17 protein-coding genes are annotated in these 20,983 nt (G+C 64.7%); 10 read left to right on the top strand and 7 right to left on the bottom strand.

Translation table 11 applies throughout. The features are described 5' to 3' along the window. Nucleotides 1–102: 102 nt before the first annotated feature. Nucleotides 103–657: a DNA-deoxyinosine glycosylase gene (locus HY019_RS01850; RefSeq protein ID WP_290687916.1), complete on the bottom strand. Its 555-nt coding sequence runs from the start codon at nucleotides 655–657 to the stop codon at nucleotides 103–105. A 126-nt stretch (nucleotides 658–783) separates the two neighbouring features. Between HY019_RS01850 and HY019_RS01845 the strand changes: the two genes are divergently transcribed. Beyond that, nucleotides 784–1,461, top strand: a complete 678-nt coding sequence (locus HY019_RS01845) for a methyltransferase domain-containing protein (protein ID WP_290687914.1) — start codon at nucleotides 784–786, stop codon at nucleotides 1,459–1,461. After that, entirely contained in the window at nucleotides 1,458–3,281 is a 1,824-nt protein-coding gene (locus HY019_RS01840; protein ID WP_290687912.1) for a GspE/PulE family protein, read from the top strand. The genes HY019_RS01845 and HY019_RS01840 overlap by 4 nt, the downstream gene beginning before the upstream one ends. Here the strand turns inward: HY019_RS01840 and HY019_RS01835 are convergent. Beyond that, nucleotides 3,278–5,626 (bottom strand): ATP-binding protein, encoded by a 2,349-nt coding sequence (locus HY019_RS01835; RefSeq protein ID WP_290687910.1) that lies wholly within the window; start codon nucleotides 5,624–5,626, stop codon nucleotides 3,278–3,280. The two genes, HY019_RS01840 and HY019_RS01835, sit on opposite strands and share 4 nt — an antisense overlap. Nucleotides 5,627–5,673: 47 nt before the next feature. Beyond that, nucleotides 5,674–6,402 carry a response regulator transcription factor gene (locus HY019_RS01830; protein ID WP_290687908.1) on the bottom strand — a complete coding sequence of 243 codons (729 nt, stop codon included), beginning with the start codon at nucleotides 6,400–6,402 and terminating at the stop codon, nucleotides 5,674–5,676. A gap of 191 nt (nucleotides 6,403–6,593) precedes the next feature. Here HY019_RS01830 and surE point away from each other — a divergent pair, with 191 nt between their 5' ends. The 4 genes from surE (at nucleotide 6,594) to rlmD (ending at nucleotide 10,746) form a co-directional block, all read left to right on the top strand. Beyond that, nucleotides 6,594–7,343, top strand: a complete 750-nt coding sequence (gene surE, locus HY019_RS01825; protein ID WP_290687906.1) for a 5'/3'-nucleotidase SurE — start codon at nucleotides 6,594–6,596, stop codon at nucleotides 7,341–7,343. Then, nucleotides 7,340–8,227, top strand: a complete 888-nt coding sequence (gene pcm, locus HY019_RS01820; protein WP_290687905.1) for a protein-L-isoaspartate O-methyltransferase — start codon at nucleotides 7,340–7,342, stop codon at nucleotides 8,225–8,227. The genes surE and pcm overlap by 4 nt, the downstream gene beginning before the upstream one ends. Nucleotides 8,228–8,276: 49 nt before the next feature. Then, nucleotides 8,277–9,218: a peptidoglycan DD-metalloendopeptidase family protein gene (locus tag HY019_RS01815; RefSeq protein ID WP_290687903.1), complete on the top strand. Its 942-nt coding sequence runs from the start codon at nucleotides 8,277–8,279 to the stop codon at nucleotides 9,216–9,218. Between the two features lie 88 nt (nucleotides 9,219–9,306). Continuing rightward, complete coding sequence (gene rlmD, locus HY019_RS01810; RefSeq protein ID WP_290687902.1) at nucleotides 9,307–10,746, top strand: 23S rRNA (uracil(1939)-C(5))-methyltransferase RlmD; 1,440 nt, start codon at nucleotides 9,307–9,309, stop codon at nucleotides 10,744–10,746. On the opposite strand, the gene HY019_RS01805 is transcribed toward rlmD, so the two are convergent. The 4 genes from HY019_RS01805 to HY019_RS01790 all read right to left on the bottom strand — a co-directional run bounded on the left by HY019_RS01805 (nucleotide 10,675) and on the right by HY019_RS01790 (nucleotide 15,299). Beyond that, nucleotides 10,675–12,057 carry a diguanylate cyclase gene (locus HY019_RS01805; protein ID WP_290687900.1) on the bottom strand — a complete coding sequence of 461 codons (1,383 nt, stop codon included), beginning with the start codon at nucleotides 12,055–12,057 and terminating at the stop codon, nucleotides 10,675–10,677. The genes rlmD and HY019_RS01805 overlap by 72 nt on opposite strands. Nucleotides 12,058–12,236: 179 nt before the next feature. Beyond that, complete coding sequence (locus HY019_RS01800) at nucleotides 12,237–13,994, bottom strand: PhoH family protein (RefSeq protein ID WP_290687898.1); 1,758 nt, start codon at nucleotides 13,992–13,994, stop codon at nucleotides 12,237–12,239. 344 nt (nucleotides 13,995–14,338) lie between these two features. After that, nucleotides 14,339–14,818 (bottom strand): peroxiredoxin, encoded by a 480-nt coding sequence (locus HY019_RS01795; protein WP_035035232.1) that lies wholly within the window; start codon nucleotides 14,816–14,818, stop codon nucleotides 14,339–14,341. Nucleotides 14,819–14,924: 106 nt separating this feature from the next. Further along, nucleotides 14,925–15,299, bottom strand: a complete 375-nt coding sequence (locus HY019_RS01790; protein WP_290687895.1) for an Mth938-like domain-containing protein — start codon at nucleotides 15,297–15,299, stop codon at nucleotides 14,925–14,927. Between the two features lie 139 nt (nucleotides 15,300–15,438). On the opposite strand from HY019_RS01790, the gene HY019_RS01785 reads away from it, so the two are divergent. From HY019_RS01785 to glp, 4 genes are all read left to right on the top strand, one after another. Further along, entirely contained in the window at nucleotides 15,439–16,674 is a 1,236-nt protein-coding gene (locus HY019_RS01785) for a pyridoxal phosphate-dependent aminotransferase (RefSeq protein ID WP_290687893.1), read from the top strand. 80 nt (nucleotides 16,675–16,754) lie between these two features. Next, nucleotides 16,755–18,092 carry a homoserine dehydrogenase gene (locus tag HY019_RS01780; RefSeq protein WP_290689130.1) on the top strand — a complete coding sequence of 446 codons (1,338 nt, stop codon included), beginning with the start codon at nucleotides 16,755–16,757 and terminating at the stop codon, nucleotides 18,090–18,092. 110 nt (nucleotides 18,093–18,202) lie between these two features. Next, complete coding sequence (thrC, locus tag HY019_RS01775) at nucleotides 18,203–19,624, top strand: threonine synthase (RefSeq protein WP_290687891.1); 1,422 nt, start codon at nucleotides 18,203–18,205, stop codon at nucleotides 19,622–19,624. 30 nt (nucleotides 19,625–19,654) lie between these two features. Continuing rightward, nucleotides 19,655–20,977, top strand: coding sequence for a gephyrin-like molybdotransferase Glp (gene glp, locus HY019_RS01770; RefSeq protein WP_290687889.1), 1,323 nt, complete (start codon nucleotides 19,655–19,657; stop codon nucleotides 20,975–20,977). Nucleotides 20,978–20,983 lie beyond the last annotated feature (6 nt).

Genomic DNA, 20,983 nt, shown 5'->3' with positions numbered 1-20,983 from the left:
GCTCAGGTCACAACGCGGGTGCGTGTGCCGGCCATCAACATGGGCCCATTGTTTCGAAACCGGCCCGCGGGGGCTTGACCTTCGCTGTCAAGCGTTGACCGATCACGCCAATCTGTGCGTGGCGAAAACGGTGCGCCACGCCGCCAGCTTGCGCTCGAAAGACCAGGACGCATTGGCCGGGCTGGTTGAGGGCAGTTTGTAGACCGGCAGCCCAAGCGCCTGCGTGATCTTCATGTGGCGGGCTGATTCGCCCCCGTTGTGCGCAATCGCCTCCAGCGTCGGGATGCGCTGGATCAGGCCGGCCAGATCATTGAGTTCGGCCTTCTGAATGGCACTGTCCAGGCTGCCCTGGCGTTCGCAGCCGGCGTACACATCCCAGATGGCCAGGCCATGCGCCTGCACGATGGGCAGCCGCTCGGCATAGGGCAGGGCGGTCAAGGCCTGGGCGCCTTCCAGCCCCCACAAGGCCGACAGAATGGGCCAGAAGTGGTTGCGTGGGTGCGCGTAATACTGCTGGGCCTGCAAGGAGGCCACGCTGGGGAAGCTGCCCAGCACCAGCAACCTGGCGCCCGGTGCCGCGACCGGCCCCAGGCCCGACAGCCGTGGTGCAGGCGAGTCAGTGGTTGCAGCAGGACTGGGCGAACGCGGGCGGGCCATGAAGGCGACTGTGCCACACTGACGGGCGTGAAACGCACCAAAGCTGTCCCCCTGCCTGACGCCACCATTTCTGAAGAAAGTGGCCTTCGATACCTCCACCTTGAGACGCCCTGGATCCAGGGCGCCATGCGCATCCGCCAGCCGCAGAAGCTGGAGCTGGACTACATCCAGCGCATGATGGCCTGGATGCTGCTGCGCGACCCGGCCGAGCTGGCCTACACGCGCTGCCTGCAACTGGGCCTGGGCGCGGCCGCCATCACCAAGTACTGCCACAGCGTGCTGCGCCTGCCCACCACGGCCGTCGAGATCAACCCCCAGGTCATTGCCGCGTGCCGCAACTGGTTCCACCTGCCTGAAGACGACGAGCGCCTGCACGTCATCCTGGGTGATGCGGCCAAGTACGTGAACAAGGATGACAACGTGGTCAGCGCCGATGCCCTGTGCGTCGACCTGTATGACCACGACGCCGCCAGCCCCGTGCTCGATGACGAGGATTTCTACCGCGCTTGCTGGCGTGTGCTCGACGACGGCGGCATCATGACCGTCAACCTCTTCGGGCGCGACGCCAGCTTCGAGCGCAGCGCCTCGCGCATCAGCGCCGCCTTTGGCGAAGGCCGGGTGGCCATGCTCAAGCCCACCACCGAAGGCAACACCATCGTGCTGGCCTGGAAGGGCTTTGACATGCCTGAGCGTGAAGTGCTGGCACAACGTGCCGAAACTTTACAGACCCGGTGGTCGCTTCCCGCGCGAAAATGGGTCAAGCTTCTGTCCACCTTCACGCCTGCCGCAACCAGCAAGACATGACCGCACACGCCTCGTCTTCGGGTGCCCCGCATGGGGCCCACAAGCCGCACACCAAGCGCCCCGTGACCTACAAGGGCCCCCTGGAGTGGCGCGCGCTGTTGACCTGGCTGACCGAAGACAAGGTGCTCTCGCTCAAGGATGCCGAATCGGTGGCGCAGCGCTTCGGCGCGGGCGACAGTGCCCAGCACCCGCTGGTGCGCCTGGCCGGCCTGGGGCTCAAGCGCGCCGATACCGGGGCCGCCCTGGAGCTGGAGCCGCTCACCGAATGGCTGGCCCATCACATCGGCATGCCCTACCTGCGCATCGACCCGCTCAAGGTCGATGTGGCCCGCGTGGCCGAGGTCATGTCCATCAACTACGCCGAGCGCCGCAAGGCCCTGCCGGTGCAGTTCGGGCTCAACGAAATCACCATTGCCACCTGCGAGCCGCTGGACGTCGGCTGGATCGACGAGATCCTGGCGCACACCAAGAAGACCATCAAGCTGGTGGTGGCCAGCCCGCTGGACCTGCAGCGCTACCGCACCGAGTTCTACACACTGGCCAAGTCCGTCCGCGACGCCAACAAGAAGACGGGCGACAGCGTGGCCCACAACTTCGAGCAGCTGGTGGAGCTGGGCAAGACCAACCGCCAGCTGGACGCCAATGACCAGGGCATCATCCAGGTGGTGGACTGGCTCTGGCAGTACGCCTTTGACCAGCGCTCATCGGACATCCACCTGGAGCCGCGTCGGGAGATGGGCGCCATCCGCTTCCGCATCGATGGTGTGCTGCACACCGTCTACCAGGTGCCGCTGTCGGTCATGCAGGCCATGACCGCGCGCATCAAGCTGCTGGGCCGCATGGACGTGGTCGAGCGCCGCCGCCCGCTGGACGGCCGCATCAAGACGCGCAACCCGGGCGGCGACGAAGTTGAAATGCGCCTGTCCACCATGCCCACCGCCTTTGGCGAAAAGCTGGTGATGCGCATCTTCGACCCGGACAACACCGTCAAGTCCTTCGAGGCCCTGGGCTTTGCGCCTTCCGAGACCCAGGTCTGGGAAGAGCTGGTGTCGCGCCCGCACGGCATCATCCTGGTCACGGGCCCGACCGGCTCAGGCAAGACCACCACGCTGTACTCCACGCTCAAGCGCGTGGCCACCGACGAGGTCAACGTCTGCACCATCGAAGACCCGATCGAAATGATCGAGCCCTCGTTCAACCAGACCCAGGTGCAGCCGGCCATCGACCTGGGCTTTGCCGAAGGCGTGCGCGCCCTGATGCGCCAGGACCCGGACATCATCATGGTGGGCGAAATCCGCGACCTGGAAACAGCCGAGATGGCCATCCAGTCCTCGTTGACCGGCCACCTGGTGTTCTCGACCTTGCACACCAACGACGCGGCTTCTGCCATCACCCGCCTGACCGATCTGGGCGTGCCGTCCTACCTGATCAGCGCCACGGTGATCGGCGTGCTGGCCCAGCGCCTGGTGCGCACGCTGTGCCCGGCCTGCAAACAACCCGATGAGCAGTTGGACCCGGCCACGCTCGCCGAGGCCATCAAGCCCTGGCGCATGAACGGCAAGATCAACGCCTACAAGCCCGTGGGCTGCCTGGATTGCCGCATGACAGGCTTCAAGGGCCGCGTGGGCCTGTATGAGCTGCTGCCTGTATCAGAGGCCATTCGTGCGGGCATGCATCCTGAAGTGGACATGGCCCGCATCCGCAAGCAGGCCGCCAAGGATGGGCTGCGCCCCTTGCGCCTGGGTGGCGTCATGAAGGTGGCCGAGGGCCTCACCACGCTGGACGAGGTCCTGCGCAACACGCCTCAGTGGGAAAATTAGTGGGAAAACTGACTGTCGCCAGGGTGCGTGCCACCCTGGTGCGTACCGGCCCCGGTGCCGGTCATGCCGCTGGAGCCCGAGAAGTAGTCGATCACCACCTCGCAGCGGATGCCCTTGGGCTCGACCTCCAGCCAACGCACGTTGCCGCCCAGTTGCTTGACGCGTTTGCGCACGCCGCCCAGGCCCAGCCCATGTGACCAGGTGGCGGGCTCGCGGCCCACGCCGTTGTCCTCCACGGACAAGGTCAGGCGGTCGTTCTCCAGCCGCAGCTGAACCTGCACCCGTTTGGCCTTGGCGTGGCTGATGGCGTTGCTGACCAGTTCACGCATGATGCGGGTGAGGGCCGACCACTGCACCATGGTCAGCGTGAGGTCGGTGTCCTGGAACATGTGCCAGTCCAGATCGCAGCGTGCAGCAGCCAGGCGCTGGCTGAGGTCGCGCTTCCATTCGCCTGCCGCTTCGCTCAGCAAGTGAGACTGTGCGGCCAGCCCGCGCGTCAGCGTCTTGAGATCCTGGATCGTGTGGCGGATGTACTCCTCGATCTCGGCATTGGGTGCCTGGTACATCAGCGTCAGCAGTCGCGCGCCGATGTCGTCGTGCAGATCCTGGGCAATGCGCAGGCGCTCTTCGCTGCGGCCTTGCTCCACCGCCTGGTCAAAGCTCAAGGCGCGGTAGAGCTGCTCCATCACCCGCTCGGCCAGCCGGGCGTCTTCAGACGTGAACAGGCGCTGCCCCTTGTGCGAATGCTTGAGCACCAGCACATGTCGGACCGCGGCGGGGCGCGCGCCCCAGCCTGGAATGGGCACCAGCAGCACCGAGCCATTGCCGCGCAGCGAGGTGTGGCCCACGTCACCGGGCACCAGGGCGACCTCCAGCGGGTCGAACAACTCACGCATGAGGCGCATCAGGGAGGCGTCCAGGGCGTCGGGCTGGCGCTCCACCTCGCGGGCAATGCGGTAGAGGCGCTGGAACAAGCGCTCCATGGTCAGCGAGTCGCGGCCTGGCAGGCGTGTCATCACCCAGCGGCGGATGATCAGGTACAGCCCGAACGAGAAGAACAGCGACAGGGTCATCGACGTGAACTGACCCAGCGAGAACACCGCCACGAACAGCAGGTCCAGCGAGGCCGCGATCGTGCTGGAGGCCGCCAGCAGCGAGAACTCCTGCAAGATGGGCCGCGAACGTGACAGGTACGGCGACAGCAACACCGCCATGGCCGCGAACACCTGCCAGGTCAACACGCCGAAGTTCGTGATGTTCAGTTGCATGTCGGCGCGCGCCACGCCACGCCAGATGGCCAGGCTCAGCAGCAACCAGGTCAGCACGGCCACAACCACCAGGCGCCGCATCATCAGTGTGAAGGGGTGAGGCTCCATGTGAAACGACGCCGTCATCAGGCTGATCGCTGCGATGGACAAGCCCAGGCAGCCCGATTGCACGACCCACCAGTTCAAGGTGGTGTCCAGATGGTTCATGCCCACCCACAGCCCTATGGCAGATAGCCAGGCCAGCGCGGCGTACCAGCCCCATCCAGCCATCCTGTGCGGGTGGAGCACGGCGATCTGGACCAGGGCAGCCGTCCCGACCAGGTCAAACACCAGCCGCAACTGCATGTCCAGTTGAACGAACCAGGCGGGCGCAAACAGGTCCAGGTTGTTCTCGATGGCAATGAACATCAATTGCCCGCTCTGGCTGAGTGCCAAGGCGGCAAAGGCGACATTGCGCCATTGCGGGCCAGCCAGCAGCACGACGGCCCCTACGCCAAACACCCCAATGGACAAGAGCCCCAGCAACCAGAACAGCGGGCTCAACCCAGTCCAGCCTGTCGGCGTGATCAGGACGGGTTCGTCTGGCGCATGCAGCAGATCGAGGCTCACCATCATGTTCCGCTCGGACGCGGCCTGCAGCAGCGTGCCCATGCGTTGATGCAGTTGCAGGTGGCGCTGGCGCAGGTCCGGGTCGATGATCCAGCGCTCCGAGCGTTGCAGCGACAACAACTCGATGGGCGCGACCAGGGTCTGCACCCCCCCTTCGACGGAGCGATCCAGCCGCAAGCCATCCAGCACGCGGCCCTCCAGGTGCATCAGCGGGGGGTAGTCCACGCCCTGGATCTTGACCAGCCCTTCAGGCGTGGCTCTCAGCGCAAAAGGCAGGTGAGGTTGGGTGGACAGCCAGTGCGCCACCAGGAAAAACAGCGCGCAACCCAGCAGCACGGTGCCGACCAGGGCACGCAAGCGCCAGCCGATCCAGCGCGGCAATTCATGCGAGCCTTGCAGGACCTCGTCCAGGCTGGGCCAGCCTGTCCGGCGTTCGCCCAGCGTGTTGTGTGATCCGGGTGTGGCCATGGTGGTCTTGCAGCGTGGCCGGGCAGGTCAGGCCCGTTGGGGGCACGTCAGACCAGCCCTTGCTTGCTGGCCAGAACGGCGGCTTCAGCGCGGCTGGAGACGTTGAGCTTCTTGTAGATGGACTTGATGTGGTCGTTCACCGTGAACCACTTGATGCCCATCAGCGAGGCGATTTCCTTGATCGTGAAGCCTTTGCTCAGATACGTCAGGACCTCGCTCTCGCGCGGTGTCAGCCTTTCGTGGTCCAGCACGGCAGGCGCTGCAGCGGCGACCGGGGCCACCGCTTGCGGAGCCTGGGCTTGCCCATGACCATTGCCCATGCCATCCCCGGAGCGGAAATGCGTCAGCAGCCGGCGCGCAATGGCCGGTGACAGTGGTGGTTGCCCCCGTACGATCTTCTGCAGCTCCTCCACCAGCACCTCGAAGCGGTCTTCCTTGAGCAGGTAACCATCGGCGCCGCATTGCAGGGCAGGGAACAGGTGGTCATCGTCAGAGTACAAGGTGGTGACGATGCGGGTGGCAGGGTAGTTGGCCAGCTCGGTCAGCAACTCCAGGCCGCTGCCATCGGGCAACTCCAGGTCAACCAGGATCAACTGATAAGGATCATCCGACGGTGCGGCACGACCACCTGCGGCGTGACCCAGCAAATGGCGTGCAGCATCCAGATCACCGGCTTCGGTGATGCTGCTGACGTCGCTGAAGCTCTCTCGTACCACGCGGCACAGAAAGCCCCGGGCGACCGGGTTGTCTTCAAGAATCAATACCTTGACGGCCATGGCACTCCTCCCGAAGCCGCCATGTTGGCCTGCCAGGGTTGCGGTTGCGCCCGCCCCGGCGAGGACCAGGCGGGGTCATCCTTTCGGACGGACACCGGGAGATTATCAGGTCCGGAACGCTGTGCGTCACGACTGGGCCCCCCGCTTAAACGGTTTGACGATTAAAGGCGTTGCGCTTCTACAATCCAGGTATGCGAATTTTGATTGCCAACGACGATGGCTACCTGGCGCCTGGCATTGCCGCGCTGGTCGAAGCCTGCAATGGGCTGGGCCATGTGGACGTCTTCGCGCCAGAGCGCAATGCCAGCGGCACGTCCAACGCGCTGAGCCTGCATCAACCGCTGAGCCTGCACACCGCCGCCAATGGCTTCCGCTACATCAGCGGCACCCCATCCGACTGCGTGCACCTGGCCTTGACCTCCGGTTTGATCCCCAAACCGGACCTCGTACTGTCGGGTATCAACAACGGCGCCAACATGGGCGACGACACTTTGTACTCCGGCACCGTGGCCGCCGCCACCGAGGGCTACCTGTTTGGCGTGCCCTCCATCGCGTTCTCCTTGACCGACAAGGGCTGGCAGCACCTGGATGTGGCCGCACGCGTGGCGCGCCAGGTGGTCGAGCACGTGCTGGCCCAGGCGCCCGCCTCGCGGCCCTGGCTGCTCAATGTCAACATTCCTGCCTCGGCCCAGGCTGATCAGGCCCCTTGGGCGATCACCCGCCTGGGCCGCCGGCACGCCAGCTTCCCCGCCGTGCCGCAGGCCAACCCGCGGGGCGACATGTTCTACTGGATCGGCCCGGCTGGCGAAGCCAAGGAAGACGGCGAGGGCACCGATTTCCACGCTGTACGTCAGGGCCAGGTCTCCATCACCCCGCTGCAGGTCGACATGACCGACCACCAGCGCCTGCCGGCGTGGCAAGGATGGGTGGCCACCCGATGAGTGCCAGCCAGCCTGATCGCAAGCCGCGCCGCTTTCCGCTGCAGCTGGATCAGGTGGCCACGGTCAAGTCATCGGGCCCCAGATCCGCGCCCGTGCCGCCCGCCGGCACGCGGACCTTGCTGCGTCCGCAAGCCCACCTGCAGCAGGCCGAGCAGGACCGCCGTCGCCACAGCACGCCGCAAGGGGTGGGCCTGGACTCCATCCATGTCCGGCGCCGCATGGTCGAGCGCCTGATGCTCGACGGCATCAGCCATCCCCATGTGCTGGACGCGTTTGCACGGGTGCCGCGCCATCTTTTTGTCGATACCGCCCTGGTCAACCAGGCCTATGAGGACACCAGCCTGCCCATCGGGCTGGGGCAGACCATCTCCAAGCCCTCCGTGGTGGCGGCCATGATGCAGCTGCTGTGCGTGCGCCCTGGGGTGCCGGCCGCGGCCGAGGGCGTTCCGCACAGACCGCTGGGCGTGTGCCTGGAGATCGGCAGTGGCTGCGGTTACCAGGCGGCGTTGCTGGGGCACCTGTCGCGCCGCGTGGTGTCCATCGAGCGCCTGCGCGATCTGCATTTGAAGGCCCGAACCAACCTGGATACGCTGCGCCAGCACCTGCCCGAATGGCCCGACGTGCGTTTGGTGTATGGTGACGGCATGATTGGCCATGCACCACTGGCGCCTTACGACACCATCATTGCTGCAGCAGGTGGATCGGCGCTGCCGCAGGCCTGGATTGATCAATTGGCTCCAGGCGGTCGCCTGGTGGCCCCGCTTGAAGAAGCACGTGGCGGCACGCAGGTGCTGACCATTCTGGACCGCTTGCTGGATGGCAGCTTGCAACACAGTCGCGCCGGTGCGGTCCTGTTCGTCCCTCTAAAATCAGGCACCACATGACGTTATTGGGCTGGTGCATCCGTGCACCCAGGCCCGATCGAGTGTCCTCATGCACATGACTTCCACTATCAGGTTGGCTGCTTCGGCGGCGTTGTTGCTCATTTTGGCTGGCTGCGCTTCGCCAGGTCACCATGCGCCGGTCGAAGACCGTTCGCGCACGGGTGCGCCAGGCTCGTCTGCGGCGACCACCGCACCACGCGTGCTGCCCGGCGCCGAGAACGCAGGCAAGCCCGGCTATTACACCGTCAAGCCTGGCGACACCTTGATCCGCATCTCGCTGGATGCCGGCCAGAACTGGCGTGATCTGGCGTCCTGGAACAATCTGGACAACCCCAACCTGATCGAGGTCGGGCAGGTCCTGCGCGTTGTGCCACCCACGGCAGACGCCGGTGCGGCGGGTTCTTCGGCCATTGCCTCGGCCAAACCCGTCACCAGCCCCAAGATTGAAAGCCGCGCGCTGGACAGCAAGGGCGGCCCGGCCAAGGGCGCATCCGGCGCTGCTGCGGGTTCGGCCAGTGCCGCCAGCGGTGCAGCCAGCGCGGCATCCTCGGGTGGTGCAGCCAGTGCCGCCGAGGCCAAGGACACAGGCAAGGAGGCCGCCAAGGACAGCAGCAAGGATGCGGACGAACCCGCATGGGCCTGGCCTGCCAATGGCCCGACCATCGGCAATTTCGAAGAGGGCAAGCGCAAGGGCCTGGCCATTGGTGGCAAGACGGGCGACCCCGTGCTGGCAGCTGCTGACGGCCGTGTCGTGTACGCCGGCTCCGGCCTGCGCGGTTATGGCAACCTCATCATCATCAAGCACAACGGCGAGTACCTGACCGCCTACGCCCACAACCAGACGCTGCTGGTCAAGGAAGACCAGGCTGTGCGCAAGGGCCAGAAAATTGCCGAAATGGGCTCGACCGACACCGATCGCGTCCAGCTGCACTTCGAGATTCGCAAGCAAGGCAAGCCGATCGACCCGGCCAAACAATTGCCCAGCCGATGAGGCTTCACTGCTGAACCGCACGGCTGAACCGCACAGGTGAGGGGCCCCGCCCGGCCGGGGAGCCCTCCAGTCCTGAGACAATCGGGGGATGAGTGATTCATCCCCCGTTTCTGTTTCTGCCGCCCCCGCTGAAGCCGTGGCGACACCCGCTGACATCTCCGTGCCTGCCCACCTGGAGTGGTTGAAGGTCGAATCCCTGGATCTGGAAGCCCAGGGCGTTGCTCACCGCGCCAACGGCAAGGTGGTGTTCGTCGAAGATGCCCTGCCTGGCGAAGAGGTGCGCGTCACCGTGTCGCGCAAGAAGAACAACTGGGAGCAGGGCACCATGACCGAGTTGCGCAGCGAAAGCTCGCAGCGCGTCAAGCCCAAGTGCACCTACTTCGGCCTGTGCGGTGGCTGCAAGATGCAGCATTTCCACCCCAGCGCCCAGGTGGCCGTCAAACAACGCGTGCTGGAGGACAACCTCTGGCACCTGGGCAAGGTCAAGCCCGAGATGCTGCTGCGCCCCATCGAGGGGCCGACCTGGGGCTATCGCTACCGCGCCCGCCTGTCCGTGCGCTACGTGGCCAAGAAGAACACCGTGCTGGTGGGCTTCCACGAGCGCAAGTCGCGCTATGTGGCCGACATGCAGACCTGCGAGATCCTGCCACCCCACATGAGCCGCCTGCTGATGCCCTTGCGCGCGCTGATCATGGGCATGGACCAGCGCGAAAGCCTGCCGCAGATCGAAGTGGCCATCGGCACCCAGGTGACCGTGCTGGTGCTGCGCCATCTGAACGCACTCAGCGCGGCCGACGCGCAGCGCCTGAAGGACTTTGCCATCGAGCACAGCGCCCACGATGGCGGCAAGCACACTATTTCGTGGTGGCTGCAGCCCAAGGGGCCGGACACCGTGCACCCGCTGGACGAATCCCTGCCGTCGCTGGACTACACCCTGCCTGAATTCGGCATCACCATGCCATTCAAGCCGACCGACTTCACCCAGGTCAACCACGCCATCAACCAGGTGCTGGTGGGCCGGGCGCTGCGCCTGCTGGACGTGCAGCCCACCGAGCGCGTGATCGACTGGTTCTGCGGCCTGGGCAACTTCACCTTGCCGCTGGCCACACAGGCCCTTGAGGTGCTGGGCATCGAGGGCAGCGAGGCCCTGGTGGCGCGCTCACGCGAGAACGCGAAGTTCAACCAGGTGGATGCCAACACCAGCTTCGTGGCGCGCAACCTGTTCGAGATCACCCCGCAGGAGCTGGCCAGTTATGGCCACGCCGACAAGTGGCTGGTGGACCCACCGCGTGAAGGCGCTTTTGCCCTGGCCAAGGCCATGGCCGACCTGCATCAGGACCCGACCCTGGTGCCAGACTGGGTGCCGCCCAAGCGCATCGTCTACGTGAGCTGCAACCCGGCCACCCTGGCCCGGGATGCCGGCCTGCTGGTGCACCAGGCGGGCTACCGCTGCGTCTCAGGCGGGGCGGTGAACATGTTTCCCCATACCGCCCACGTCGAAAGCATGGCGGTTTTCGAGCGCGACTGAGGACATCGTCGTCGGCTTGCCTGCAGGGGCTGCAGCAGGTGTGGCGACCTCGGGTTGCCCGGGCTCCAGCCGCACCACGCGGTTGCGCCCGCCTGCCTTGGCCATGTAGAGCCCCCTGTCGGCGCGGTCGATGGTGCGTGTCAGCATCTCTTCGGCGTCGTAGTGGGTCAGCCCGGCCGAGAACGTCACATGCAAGCTGGGCACCGCCTGGCTGACCATCGTCGCCGACAGCATCATCTGGATGCGCGACAGCACCAGCTCGGCGGTCGGGCAGTCGGTGTCGGTGAACATGACCAGGAACTCTTCGCCACCCCAGCGTGCCACCACGTCGGTTTCGCGCAGGCCACCGGTGATCACGCCCGCCACGGAGGCCAGCACCTCGTCGCCCACACCGTGCCCATGCGTGTCATTGACCGACTTGAAACGGTCCACGTCGATCAGGGCGATGCAAAAGCGCCGTTCGCTGCGGATGCTGCGGTGCTTCTCGTTGTTGAGCAATTCCAGCATGTGCCGGCGGTTGAACAGGCCGGTGAGTTCGTCGCGCGTGGCCAGGTCCTGAATGCGGGCCAGGGCTTCAGACAACTCCTGCTTGCGCCGGGTGGACTTGTCCCGCATGCGGTTGAACTGGGAGACCAGCACGCACACGCTCACCAGCATGAACAGCATCACGCAGAAATACACAAGCTGCAGCTTGGCCATGTAGGGCACCTGCGGCGTTGATTGCGCCACGTGGGTCATGGCCACCCCGAACGCCACGGCCGCAACCAGGCAAGCCTGGATCAGCGTGCGTGTGGTGGAGGTGAAGATGCTGAACATCAGGAACACGAACAACAGCAGCAGGGCGATGGGGCTGCCCGGCCCGCCCAAGGTGTAGCCCCAGGCCAGGAAGAGCACGGCGCAGATGATCTGCGGTGCGGCCATGGACGGGTCGGCAAAGCGCTGGTTGAACCCCATGCGCATCACCGCGTAGAAACCCAGTGCGCAAAAAATGGCGGTGGCCGTCAGCCAACTGCTGCCATCGGCTTCGATGACTTTTTCAGATACGCCGTAGTTCAGCGCCGCGATCCCTGCCACGCTGTTGGCGGCCCCCACCAGGTAGCGCAGCAGCAGCACGGTCTGCTTGGGGTCTTTGGACAGCACCAGGTCAGACAGCCGGTCCAGCCAGTGCCAGGATGTCAATCGGCGTGAACGACGCTGAGTCAGCCCTGCCAGGCCGGCAACCATCAGGATCAACATGAGGGCCAGCACGACCAGAAACTGGGTGGTGCTGATGCCTGATGAAGTTGTTGCGATGGTGGTGGCCGGGTTCAAGATGAAGACTTACTGCTGCTTACTTCTTCATTCTGTCGATTTGCAAGTGCTTTGTGTCGGGGCCGGATCAAGTTGTCTCGCTGTTTGTGCCAAGTAATGCGCGCATTTCCATCTTCTGAAAGCCATAAAGGAAAAGGACCCCGAATGGGGTCCTTGTGCAGCATGAAGCTGGGTGGTGCTCAGAGCACTTCAGAGGCGAAGTCTGCCAGGCGTGAACGCTCGCCACGTGCCAGGGTGATGTGCCCGCCGTGCGGCCAGCCCTTGAACTTGTCCACCGCGTAGGTCAGGCCCGAGCTGCCTTCGGTCAGGTACGGCGTGTCGATCTGGGCCAGGTTGCCCAGGCAGATGATCTTGGTGCCCGGGCCGGCACGCGTGATCAGCGTCTTCATCTGCTTGGGTGTCAGGTTCTGCGCCTCGTCGATGATCAGGAACTTGTTCAGGAAGGTGCGGCCCCGCATGAAGTTCATGCTCTTGATCTTGATCTTGCTGCGCACCAGTTCATTGGTGGCCGCGCGACCCCATTCGCCCGCGCTGTTGTCGCCGCGTGCGAGCACCTCCAGGTTGTCGTCCAGCGCGCCCATCCAGGGCGACATCTTTTCTTCTTCCGTGCCGGGCAGGAAGCCGATGTCTTCACCCACCGGCACCGTCACACGGGTGACGATGATCTCGGTGTAGCGGCGCTCGTCGAGCACCTGGCACAAGGCCGCGGCCAGCGTCATCAGCGTCTTGCCGGTACCGGCCGAGCCCGTCAGCGTCACGAAGTCGCATTCCGGGTCCATCAGCAGGTTGAGGGCGAAGTTCTGTTCGCGGTTGCGCGCAGCCACGCCCCACACGGAGTGCTTCTGGTTGGCGTAGTCCTTGAGCGTCTTGAGCACGGCTGTCTTGCCCGTGATCTCGAGGACCTTGCCGTACCAGGGCGTGGCACCCGGGCTTTCAAGGTACACGAACTGGTTGACCAGGAAGACCGGCACCATCGGGCCGCTGACGCGGTAGTAGGTGATGCCGCCTTGCTGCCAGCTCTCCATGCCCTTGGCATGGCGGTCCCAGAAATCGGCGGGCAGGGGCAGCACGCCGGTGTACAGCAGGTCGCCGTCTTCCAGGGTCTTGTCGTTGAAGTAGTCTTCTGCGATCAGGCCCAGCGCACGGGCCTTGATGCGCATGTTGATGTCCTTGGACACCAGCACGACATCGCGCCCCGGATGCTGGCTGCGCAGGGCCTGCACGACACCCAGAATCTGGTTGTCGGCCTTGCCTTGTGGCAGGCCCGCAGGCAGGTGCACCTCCATGCCCATGGTCTGGAAGTACAGCTTGCCCTTGGCCTCGACGTGGCCGGTCTTGGTCAGGTCGATGCCCGAAGCGGGGTCAACCTGCTGGCGGCTGCTCATGTCGGCGGCCAACTGGTCCAGATCCCGGCTGACCTGGCGAGCGTTGCGCGCCACTTCGGTCATGCCTTTCTTGTGCCCGTCCAGCTCTTCCAGCGTGATCATGGGCAGGTAGATATCGTGCTCTTCAAAGCGGAAGAGGGACATCGGGTCGTGCAGCAGGACGTTGGTGTCCAGCACGAAGAGCTTGGCGGGGCCACCCACGTCGCGGCGGCGGCGTGTGGGGCTGGAGCCCGGCGAGGGGTTGGCGCGGGATCGGGTGTCGCCGTTGCTGGGTTTGGTGGCCACCGGCATCGAATCGGCCTTGTCGGCCACGATGGGGGCAGGCGCTCGCCCCGTTTTGGTGCTTGCGGGTTTGGGTGCGGTGACTTGCTCGGCAACGGCGGGGGCGGGTCTCACCAACTCCAGCACGGGTGGCTGAACGTTGATGGGGGCTGCTTTGGCCGATGAAGAGCGTGTGTTGCTCTTGGCTTGCTTGACAGGTTTGGGCTGGGACGCGAAGTCTTCAGCGGTCAGCATGTCAGCGCGTTTGGTGGGCGGCTTGGGCAGAGGCATGATGAAGTCCGTCAGGAGTGAAGGCACAAACAAAAAGGCCGCACAAGACAATGTGCGGCCTCAGGCTGGTCGATCTCACAGGCATCAGGTCGATGCTCGGTGGATCGGTGGTCAGACAGTGGACTGAGTTCAGAACAGCTCAGATGCATGTAAACGATTATGCACACTCCGTGCCTGCGATGTGGTGCTGTTGCTGCGCTTCAACAGGCCGAATGCATCACGGTTTCCCTGAGCAACTTTCATGATGAGGGCAAGTCCCCCTCGGGGCGACCCGGTGGGTGGCATGTGGGCCCCTGCCAAAAGAAAAGCGCCCCGAGGGGCGCTTGTTCTGGGGCGAGAGGCGGTCAGGCCGCTTCTTGCTTGAGGTCCTTCACGGCCTTGAGCACGTCGTCGACGTGGCCGGCGACCTTGATGCCGCGCCACTCCTCGCGCAGCACGCCGTCAGGCCCGATCAGGAAGGTGGAGCGCTCGATGCCCTTGACCTTCTTGCCGTACATGATCTTGTTCTTGACCACACCGAACATGTGGCAGAGCTTTTCTTCTGTATCGGCAATGAGTTCGAAAGGCAATTCAAGGTTCTCCTTGAACTTGTCGTGCGAGGCGAGGTTGTCTCGCGACACGCCAAACACGACGGCGCCAGCCTTGACGAATTCCTTGTGTTTGTCACGGAATTGCATGGCTTCGGTGGTGCATCCAGGTGTATGGTCCTTCGGGTAGAAGTACAGCACCACAGTCTGTCCCACGAAGGCGTGAGGCGTGAATTTCACACCTCCGGTGGCGACAGCTTCAAATTCCGGCAAAGGTTTGTTGAGGGCGGGTGTCATGTTGTAGTGATCAGCAGCCTGCTTGATTAGCCTGCAATTATAAAGTGCTTCTTGGCCTCCCCCCGAAACTCGGGGCACATCCCCCACAAGGAGGGCGTTTTTCGCATCACGAATGGATGAGCAAGGCGGCCATCACCTGACGGCCCTCGGCCACCAGGATGTTGTAGGTGCGGGCGGCGGCGGCCGTGTCCATGGTCTCGATCCCGATGCGCGCGGCCATCAAGGGGCGCAGCAGGGCAGGGGGTGGGAAACGCAGCTGGCGGCCACTGCCGAAGATGATCAGCTCGGGGCGGGCCTCAGCCATGCGCTCGAAATGGGCTTCTGTGAGGTCCGACAGGGCGCTCACGTCCCAGGGGATCACCGGGCCGGTCGGCGGCACCAGGATGCTGGTGGTGTAGGGCTCGCCGTTGACGGACACAGACGCGGCCGTGTAGGCGTTGATGATGTTCACGCCTTCGGCGCGGTCGGCTTGCAGTTTCATATGAGTCGGATCAGTGTGGTTAAATTCTAGCTTTCCCTCATTTCGCCCTCGTTTTGGTCTGCCCGGACAGCCGGCAGGGGTTTGAGGCACACCGTTCGCCCTCGTATCGCCCCTGCATCGCTCTGTTTTGGAGACTGTTTTGAAGCCCATCGCCAAGTCCAGCAAACTCGCCAACGTCTGTTATGACATCCGTGGGCCCGTGCTGGAAAAAGCGCGGCAGATGGAGGAAGAGGGCCACAAGATCATCAAGCTCAACATCGGCAACCTGGCCGTGTTCGGGCTGGAGCCGCCCGACGAGATCGTGCAGGACATGATCCGCAACCTGTCGGGGGCGGCGGGCTACACGGACAGCAAGGGCCTGTTTGCGCCGCGCAAGTCGGTGGTGCATTACTGCCAGGAAAAGGGCATCCAGGGCGTGACGGTCGATGACGTCTATCTGGGCAATGGCGCCTCCGAGCTGATCGTGATGGCGCTCAACGCACTGCTCAACGAGGACGATGAAGTCCTGCTGCCGGCACCGGACTACCCGCTGTATACGGCCGCCGTGGCGCTGTCGGGCGGGCGCCCCGTGCACTACATCTGCGACGAGCAGGCCGACTGGTACCCCGATATCGCCGACATCCGCGCCAAGATCACGCCGCGTACCAAGGCCATCGTCGTCATCAACCCGAACAACCCGACGGGGGCGCTGTACCCCGAGAGCCTGCTCAAGGAGATCATCCAGGTTGCCCGTGAGCACCAGCTCATCGTGATGGCCGACGAGATCTACGACAAGACCCTGTACGACGGCGCCACGCACACGTCCATGGCCTCGCTGGCCGAGGATGTGCTGTTCCTGACCTTCAACGGCCTGAGCAAGAACTACCGCTCCTGCGGTTATCGCGCAGGCTGGATGGTGGTGTCAGGCGAGAAACGCCATGCCAAGGACTACGTCGAAGGCCTGAACATGCTGGCTTCGATGCGCCTGTGCGCCAACACGCCGGGCCAGTTGGCCATCCAGACGGCACTGGGCGGCTACCAGAGCATCAAGGACCTGGTGGCGCCGACCGGCCGCCTGTGCAAGCAGCGCGACCTGGCTTACGAGCTGCTCAACAAGATCCCGGGCGTGAGCGTGGTCAAGCCCAAGGGCGCGCTGTACATGTTCCCCAAGCTCGACCCGAAGATGTACCCCATCGCCGACGACCAGCAGTTCGCCTACGAGTTGCTGGCCGAAGAGAAGGTGCTGATCGTGCAGGGCACGGGTTTTAACTGGACGCACCCGGATCACTTCCGCCTGGTGTTCCTGCCCAACAGCGATGACCTGGCCGAGGCCATCAACCGCATCGCCCGCTTCCTGGACGGCTACCGCAAGCGCCACGCCGCCGTGAAAGCCTGACTTCCTTTTCAATGCGCGGCGCGCCGATCGGCAGCCCGCGGACGTTTTCTTCAAGAGAGATTCGAATGAGCCAACAACAACTGCGACCCGTGAAGGTCGGCCTGCTGGGCATCGGTACCGTCGGTGGCGGCACGTTCACCGTGCTGAAACGCAACCAGGAAGAGATCCGCCGCCGCGCCGGCCGTGGCATCGAGATCGCCATGGTGGCTGACCTGAACACCGAGCTGGCCAAGAAGGTCGTGGGCGAGTCGGCGCAGATCGTGTCCGACGCCCGTGCCGTGATCGCCAACCCCGAAATCGACGTGGTGGTGGAGCTGATCGGTGGCTACGGCATTGCCAAGGCCCTGGTGCTGGAAGCCATCGCGGCCGGCAAGCATGTGGTCACGGCCAACAAGGCCCTGCTGGCCGTGCACGGCACCGAGATCTTTGCCGCAGCCCGTGCAAAGGGTGTGATGGTGGCGTTTGAAGCCGCGGTGGCCGGTGGCATCCCCATCATCAAGGCACTGCGTGAAGGCCTGACGGCCAACCAGATCCAGTGGGTGGCCGGCATCATCAACGGCACCACCAACTTCATCCTGTCCGAGATGCGTGACAAGGGCCTGGATTTCGACGTGGTACTCAAGGAAGCCCAGCGCCTGGGTTACGCCGAAGCCGACCCCACCTTCGACATCGAAGGCGTGGACGCCGCGCACAAGGCCACGATCATGAGCGCCATCGCCTTTGGCGTGCCCGTTCAGTTCGACAAGGCCCATGTGGAAGGCATCACCAAGCTGTCGGCCACGGACATCAAGTACGCCGAGCAACTGGGCTACCGCATCAAGCTGCTGGGCATTGCCCGCCGCCAGGAAGTCAACGGCAAGGTGGCCGGCATCGAGCTGCGCACCCACCCGACGCTGGTGCCCATGCGCCGCCTGATCGCCAATGTCGAAGGCGCGATGAACGCCGTGATGGTGCAGGGCGATGCCGTGGGCACGACCATGTACTACGGCAAGGGCGCGGGCTCCGAGCCCACAGCGTCTGCCGTGGTGGCCGACCTGGTGGACATCGCCCGCCTGATCGATGCCGCGCCGGCGGCGCGCGTGCCGTATCTGGCCTTCCAGCCCGATTCAATGTCCTCGCTGTCCATCCTGCCGATCGAGGAGGTCGTCACCTCCTTCTACATCCGCCTGCGGGTGGCCGACCAGACCGGCGTGCTGGCCAAGATCACCGGCATCCTGGCCGAGCAGGGCATCTCGATTGACGCCGTCATCCAGCGCGAAGCCGATGAGGTCAGCGGTGAAGGCGGCAACCAGACCGACCTGATCATCCTGACGCACGACACCAAGGAAGGCCGCATGAACACGGCCCTGGCCGCCATGCAGGCTTTGCCAACAGTGCTCGCCCCGATCGTCCGCTTGCGCAAGGAAGAGTTGGCCTAAACAATGGCCCACCCCCTACGCGCTTCGCGCGCCCCCTCTAGGGGGCAGCACCAGCAGACCGGCCAAGCCGGATCTGCGGCGCTCGCTGGGTGGGGCATGGAGTAATCGATATGAAATACATCTCTACACGTGGCGACAAGACCGAGCGCGGTTTTTCCGAGATCCTGCTCGAAGGCCTGGCCCCCGATGGCGGCCTGTACCTGCCCACGTCCTACCCGAAGATCGATGACGCCACGCTGACCAAGTGGCGCGGCCTGAGCTATGCCGAGCTGGCTGGCGAGATCCTGTCGCTCTACATCGACGACATCCCCCAGGCCGACATCAAGGCACTTGCCGCCAAGACCTACACCAAGGCGGTGTACGGCTTTGACGAGATCACGCCCCTGAAGCCGCTGGAGCCTGGTCTGGCGCTGCAAGCCTTGTCCAACGGCCCCACGCTGGCCTTCAAGGACATGGCCATGCAGCTGCTGGGCAACCTGTTCGAGTACGAACTGGCGCGCCGTGGCGAGTCGCTCAACATCCTGGGCGCCACTTCGGGTGACACCGGCAGCGCAGCCGAATACGCCATGCGCGGCAAGAAGGGCGTGCGCGTGTTCATGCTCTCGCCCAATGGCCGCATGAGCCCCTTCCAGCAGGCACAGATGTTCAGCCTGCAGGACCCCAACATCCACAACCTGGCGGTGGAAGGCGTGTTCGACGACGCGCAAGACATCGTCAAGGCGGTCTCCAACGACCTGGAGTTCAAGCGCAAGTACAAGATCGGCACGGTCAACTCGATCAACTGGGCCCGTTTGCTGGCCCAGGTCGTGTACTACTTCGCCGGCTACTTCTACGCCACCAAGTCGAATGCCGAGAAGGTCAGCTTCACGGTGCCTTCGGGCAACTTCGGCAATGTGTGCGCCGGCCACGTGGCCCGCATGATGGGCCTGCCCATCGACACGCTGGTGGTGGCCACCAACGAGAACAACGTGCTCGACGAGTTCTTCCGCACCGGCAGCTACCGCGTGCGCGGCAGTGCCGAGACGTATGAAACTTCATCGCCCTCGATGGACATCTCCAAGGCCTCGAACTTCGAGCGCTTCGTGTTCGACCTGCTGGGCCGCGATGGCGCCAAGGTCAAGTCCCTGTTCAAGGACGCGCTGGAGCAGCGTGGCGAGTTCCACCTGTCGGCCGACGAGTTCGCCAAGGTGGCGGGCTATGGTTTTGTGTCGGGCACCAGCAAGCACAGTGACCGCCTGGCCACCATCAAGGACACCTTCGAGCGCTTCGGCGTGATGATCGACACCCACACGGCCGATGGCCTGAAGGTGGCACGTGAACACACCAAGCCCGGCGTGACCATGCTGGTGCTGGAAACCGCCTTGCCGGCCAAGTTCGCCGACACCATCGTCGAGGCCACGGGCCGCCAACCTGAACGCCCCAGCTGGATCAAAGGCCTGGATGGCCTGGAGTCCCTGCCCAAGCGCTTTGTGGTGGTGCCCAACAGCACACAGCAGGTCAAGGACTACGTCGTCCAGCACTGCAACGACTGAGCCATCGCACCAACAACATAAAGGCAAGCCATGGCCACGGCCTTCAAGCCCCTGATGCCTCTGGATGAGGCCTGGTCCAACTTGCGCGCGGCTGCCGAGCAGCACGTGGCCGGTGCGCAGGGCCAGCGCCAGACCGAATCGGTCAATAGCTTCGAGGCCCTGGGCCGGGTGCTGGCGCAAGCGGTGGTCTCGCCGGTGGATGTGCCCCCGCTGGACAACAGCGCGATGGACGGCTATGCCGTACGCGCGGCCGACCTGGTTCACGCTGGGCAGGACGGGCAGGCTGATGTGGATGGTGCTGCCGTGACCTTGCCACAAGCCCAGCGCATCGCAGCCGGGCAGGTTGGCGTGGCGCTGCAGGCGGGGCAATGCGCCCGCATCTTCACCGGTGCAGCCGTGCCAGACGGGGCCGATGCGGTGGTGATGCAAGAGCACACCACGGCCGATGCCGCCGCCGGCACCGTGCGCTTCAACGAGCCGGTGAAGGCCGGGCAGAACATCCGCCGCCGCGGCGAAGACATCGCCCAAGGCCAGGCCGTGCTGCAAGCCGGGCTGCGTCTGACGGCGGCAGGCCTGGGTGTGGCGGCCTCCGTGGGTGCGGACGAGTTGGCCGTTTACAAGTGCCCGCGCGTGGGCATCCTGACCACGGGCAATGAACTGGTGATGCCAGGCCAGCCCTTGCCACCCGGCGCGATCTACAACAGCAACCGGCATACCCTGCGTGGCCTGGTGCAGGCTGCTGGCGCGCAGGCCCAGGATCTGGGCATCGTCCCGGATAACCTGGAGGCGACCCGCGCGGCCCTGCGTCAGGCAGCGGAAACCAGCGACCTGGTCATCAGCAGCGGTGGCGTGTCGGTTGGCGAGGAAGACCACCTGCGCAATGCCGTGCTGGCCGAGGGCGGGCTGGACTTCTGGGCCCTGGCCATCAAGCCGGGCAAGCCCTTCGTGTTTGGCTGGCTCCAGCGCGCGGATGGCAGCCGTGCGCTCTACATGGGTCTGCCCGGCAACCCGGTGGCCAGCTACGTCACCTTCCTGTTGCTGGCGCGCCCCGTGCTGGGCGTGCTGGCTGGCGAGCCCTGGTCCTTGCCGCAGGCCTTGAGCCTGACGGCCGACTTCAGCTGGCCCAAGGCCGACAAGCGCCGTGAGTTTGCGCGCGCGCGTCTGAATGCAGAAGGCCGCGTCACCCTCTACCCCAACCAGGGCTCGGGCGTGCTGACTTCGGCCGTGTGGGCAGACGGGTTGATTGATCTGCTTCCTGGTCAGACTGTGCAGCCTGGGGATACAGTGGCCTATCTGCCGCTGTCCGAGTTGCTGCAACCGGCCAGTGGTGCCCGTCAGCTTGTTGCTGGCTGATCAGCC

This window comes from Aquabacterium sp. (assembly GCF_016195855.1).
Taxonomy (GTDB): Bacteria; Pseudomonadota; Gammaproteobacteria; order Burkholderiales; family Burkholderiaceae_C; genus Aquabacterium.
Note: the sequence above shows the minus strand (reverse complement) of the source record. Positions and strands in the feature narration are given on the sequence as shown.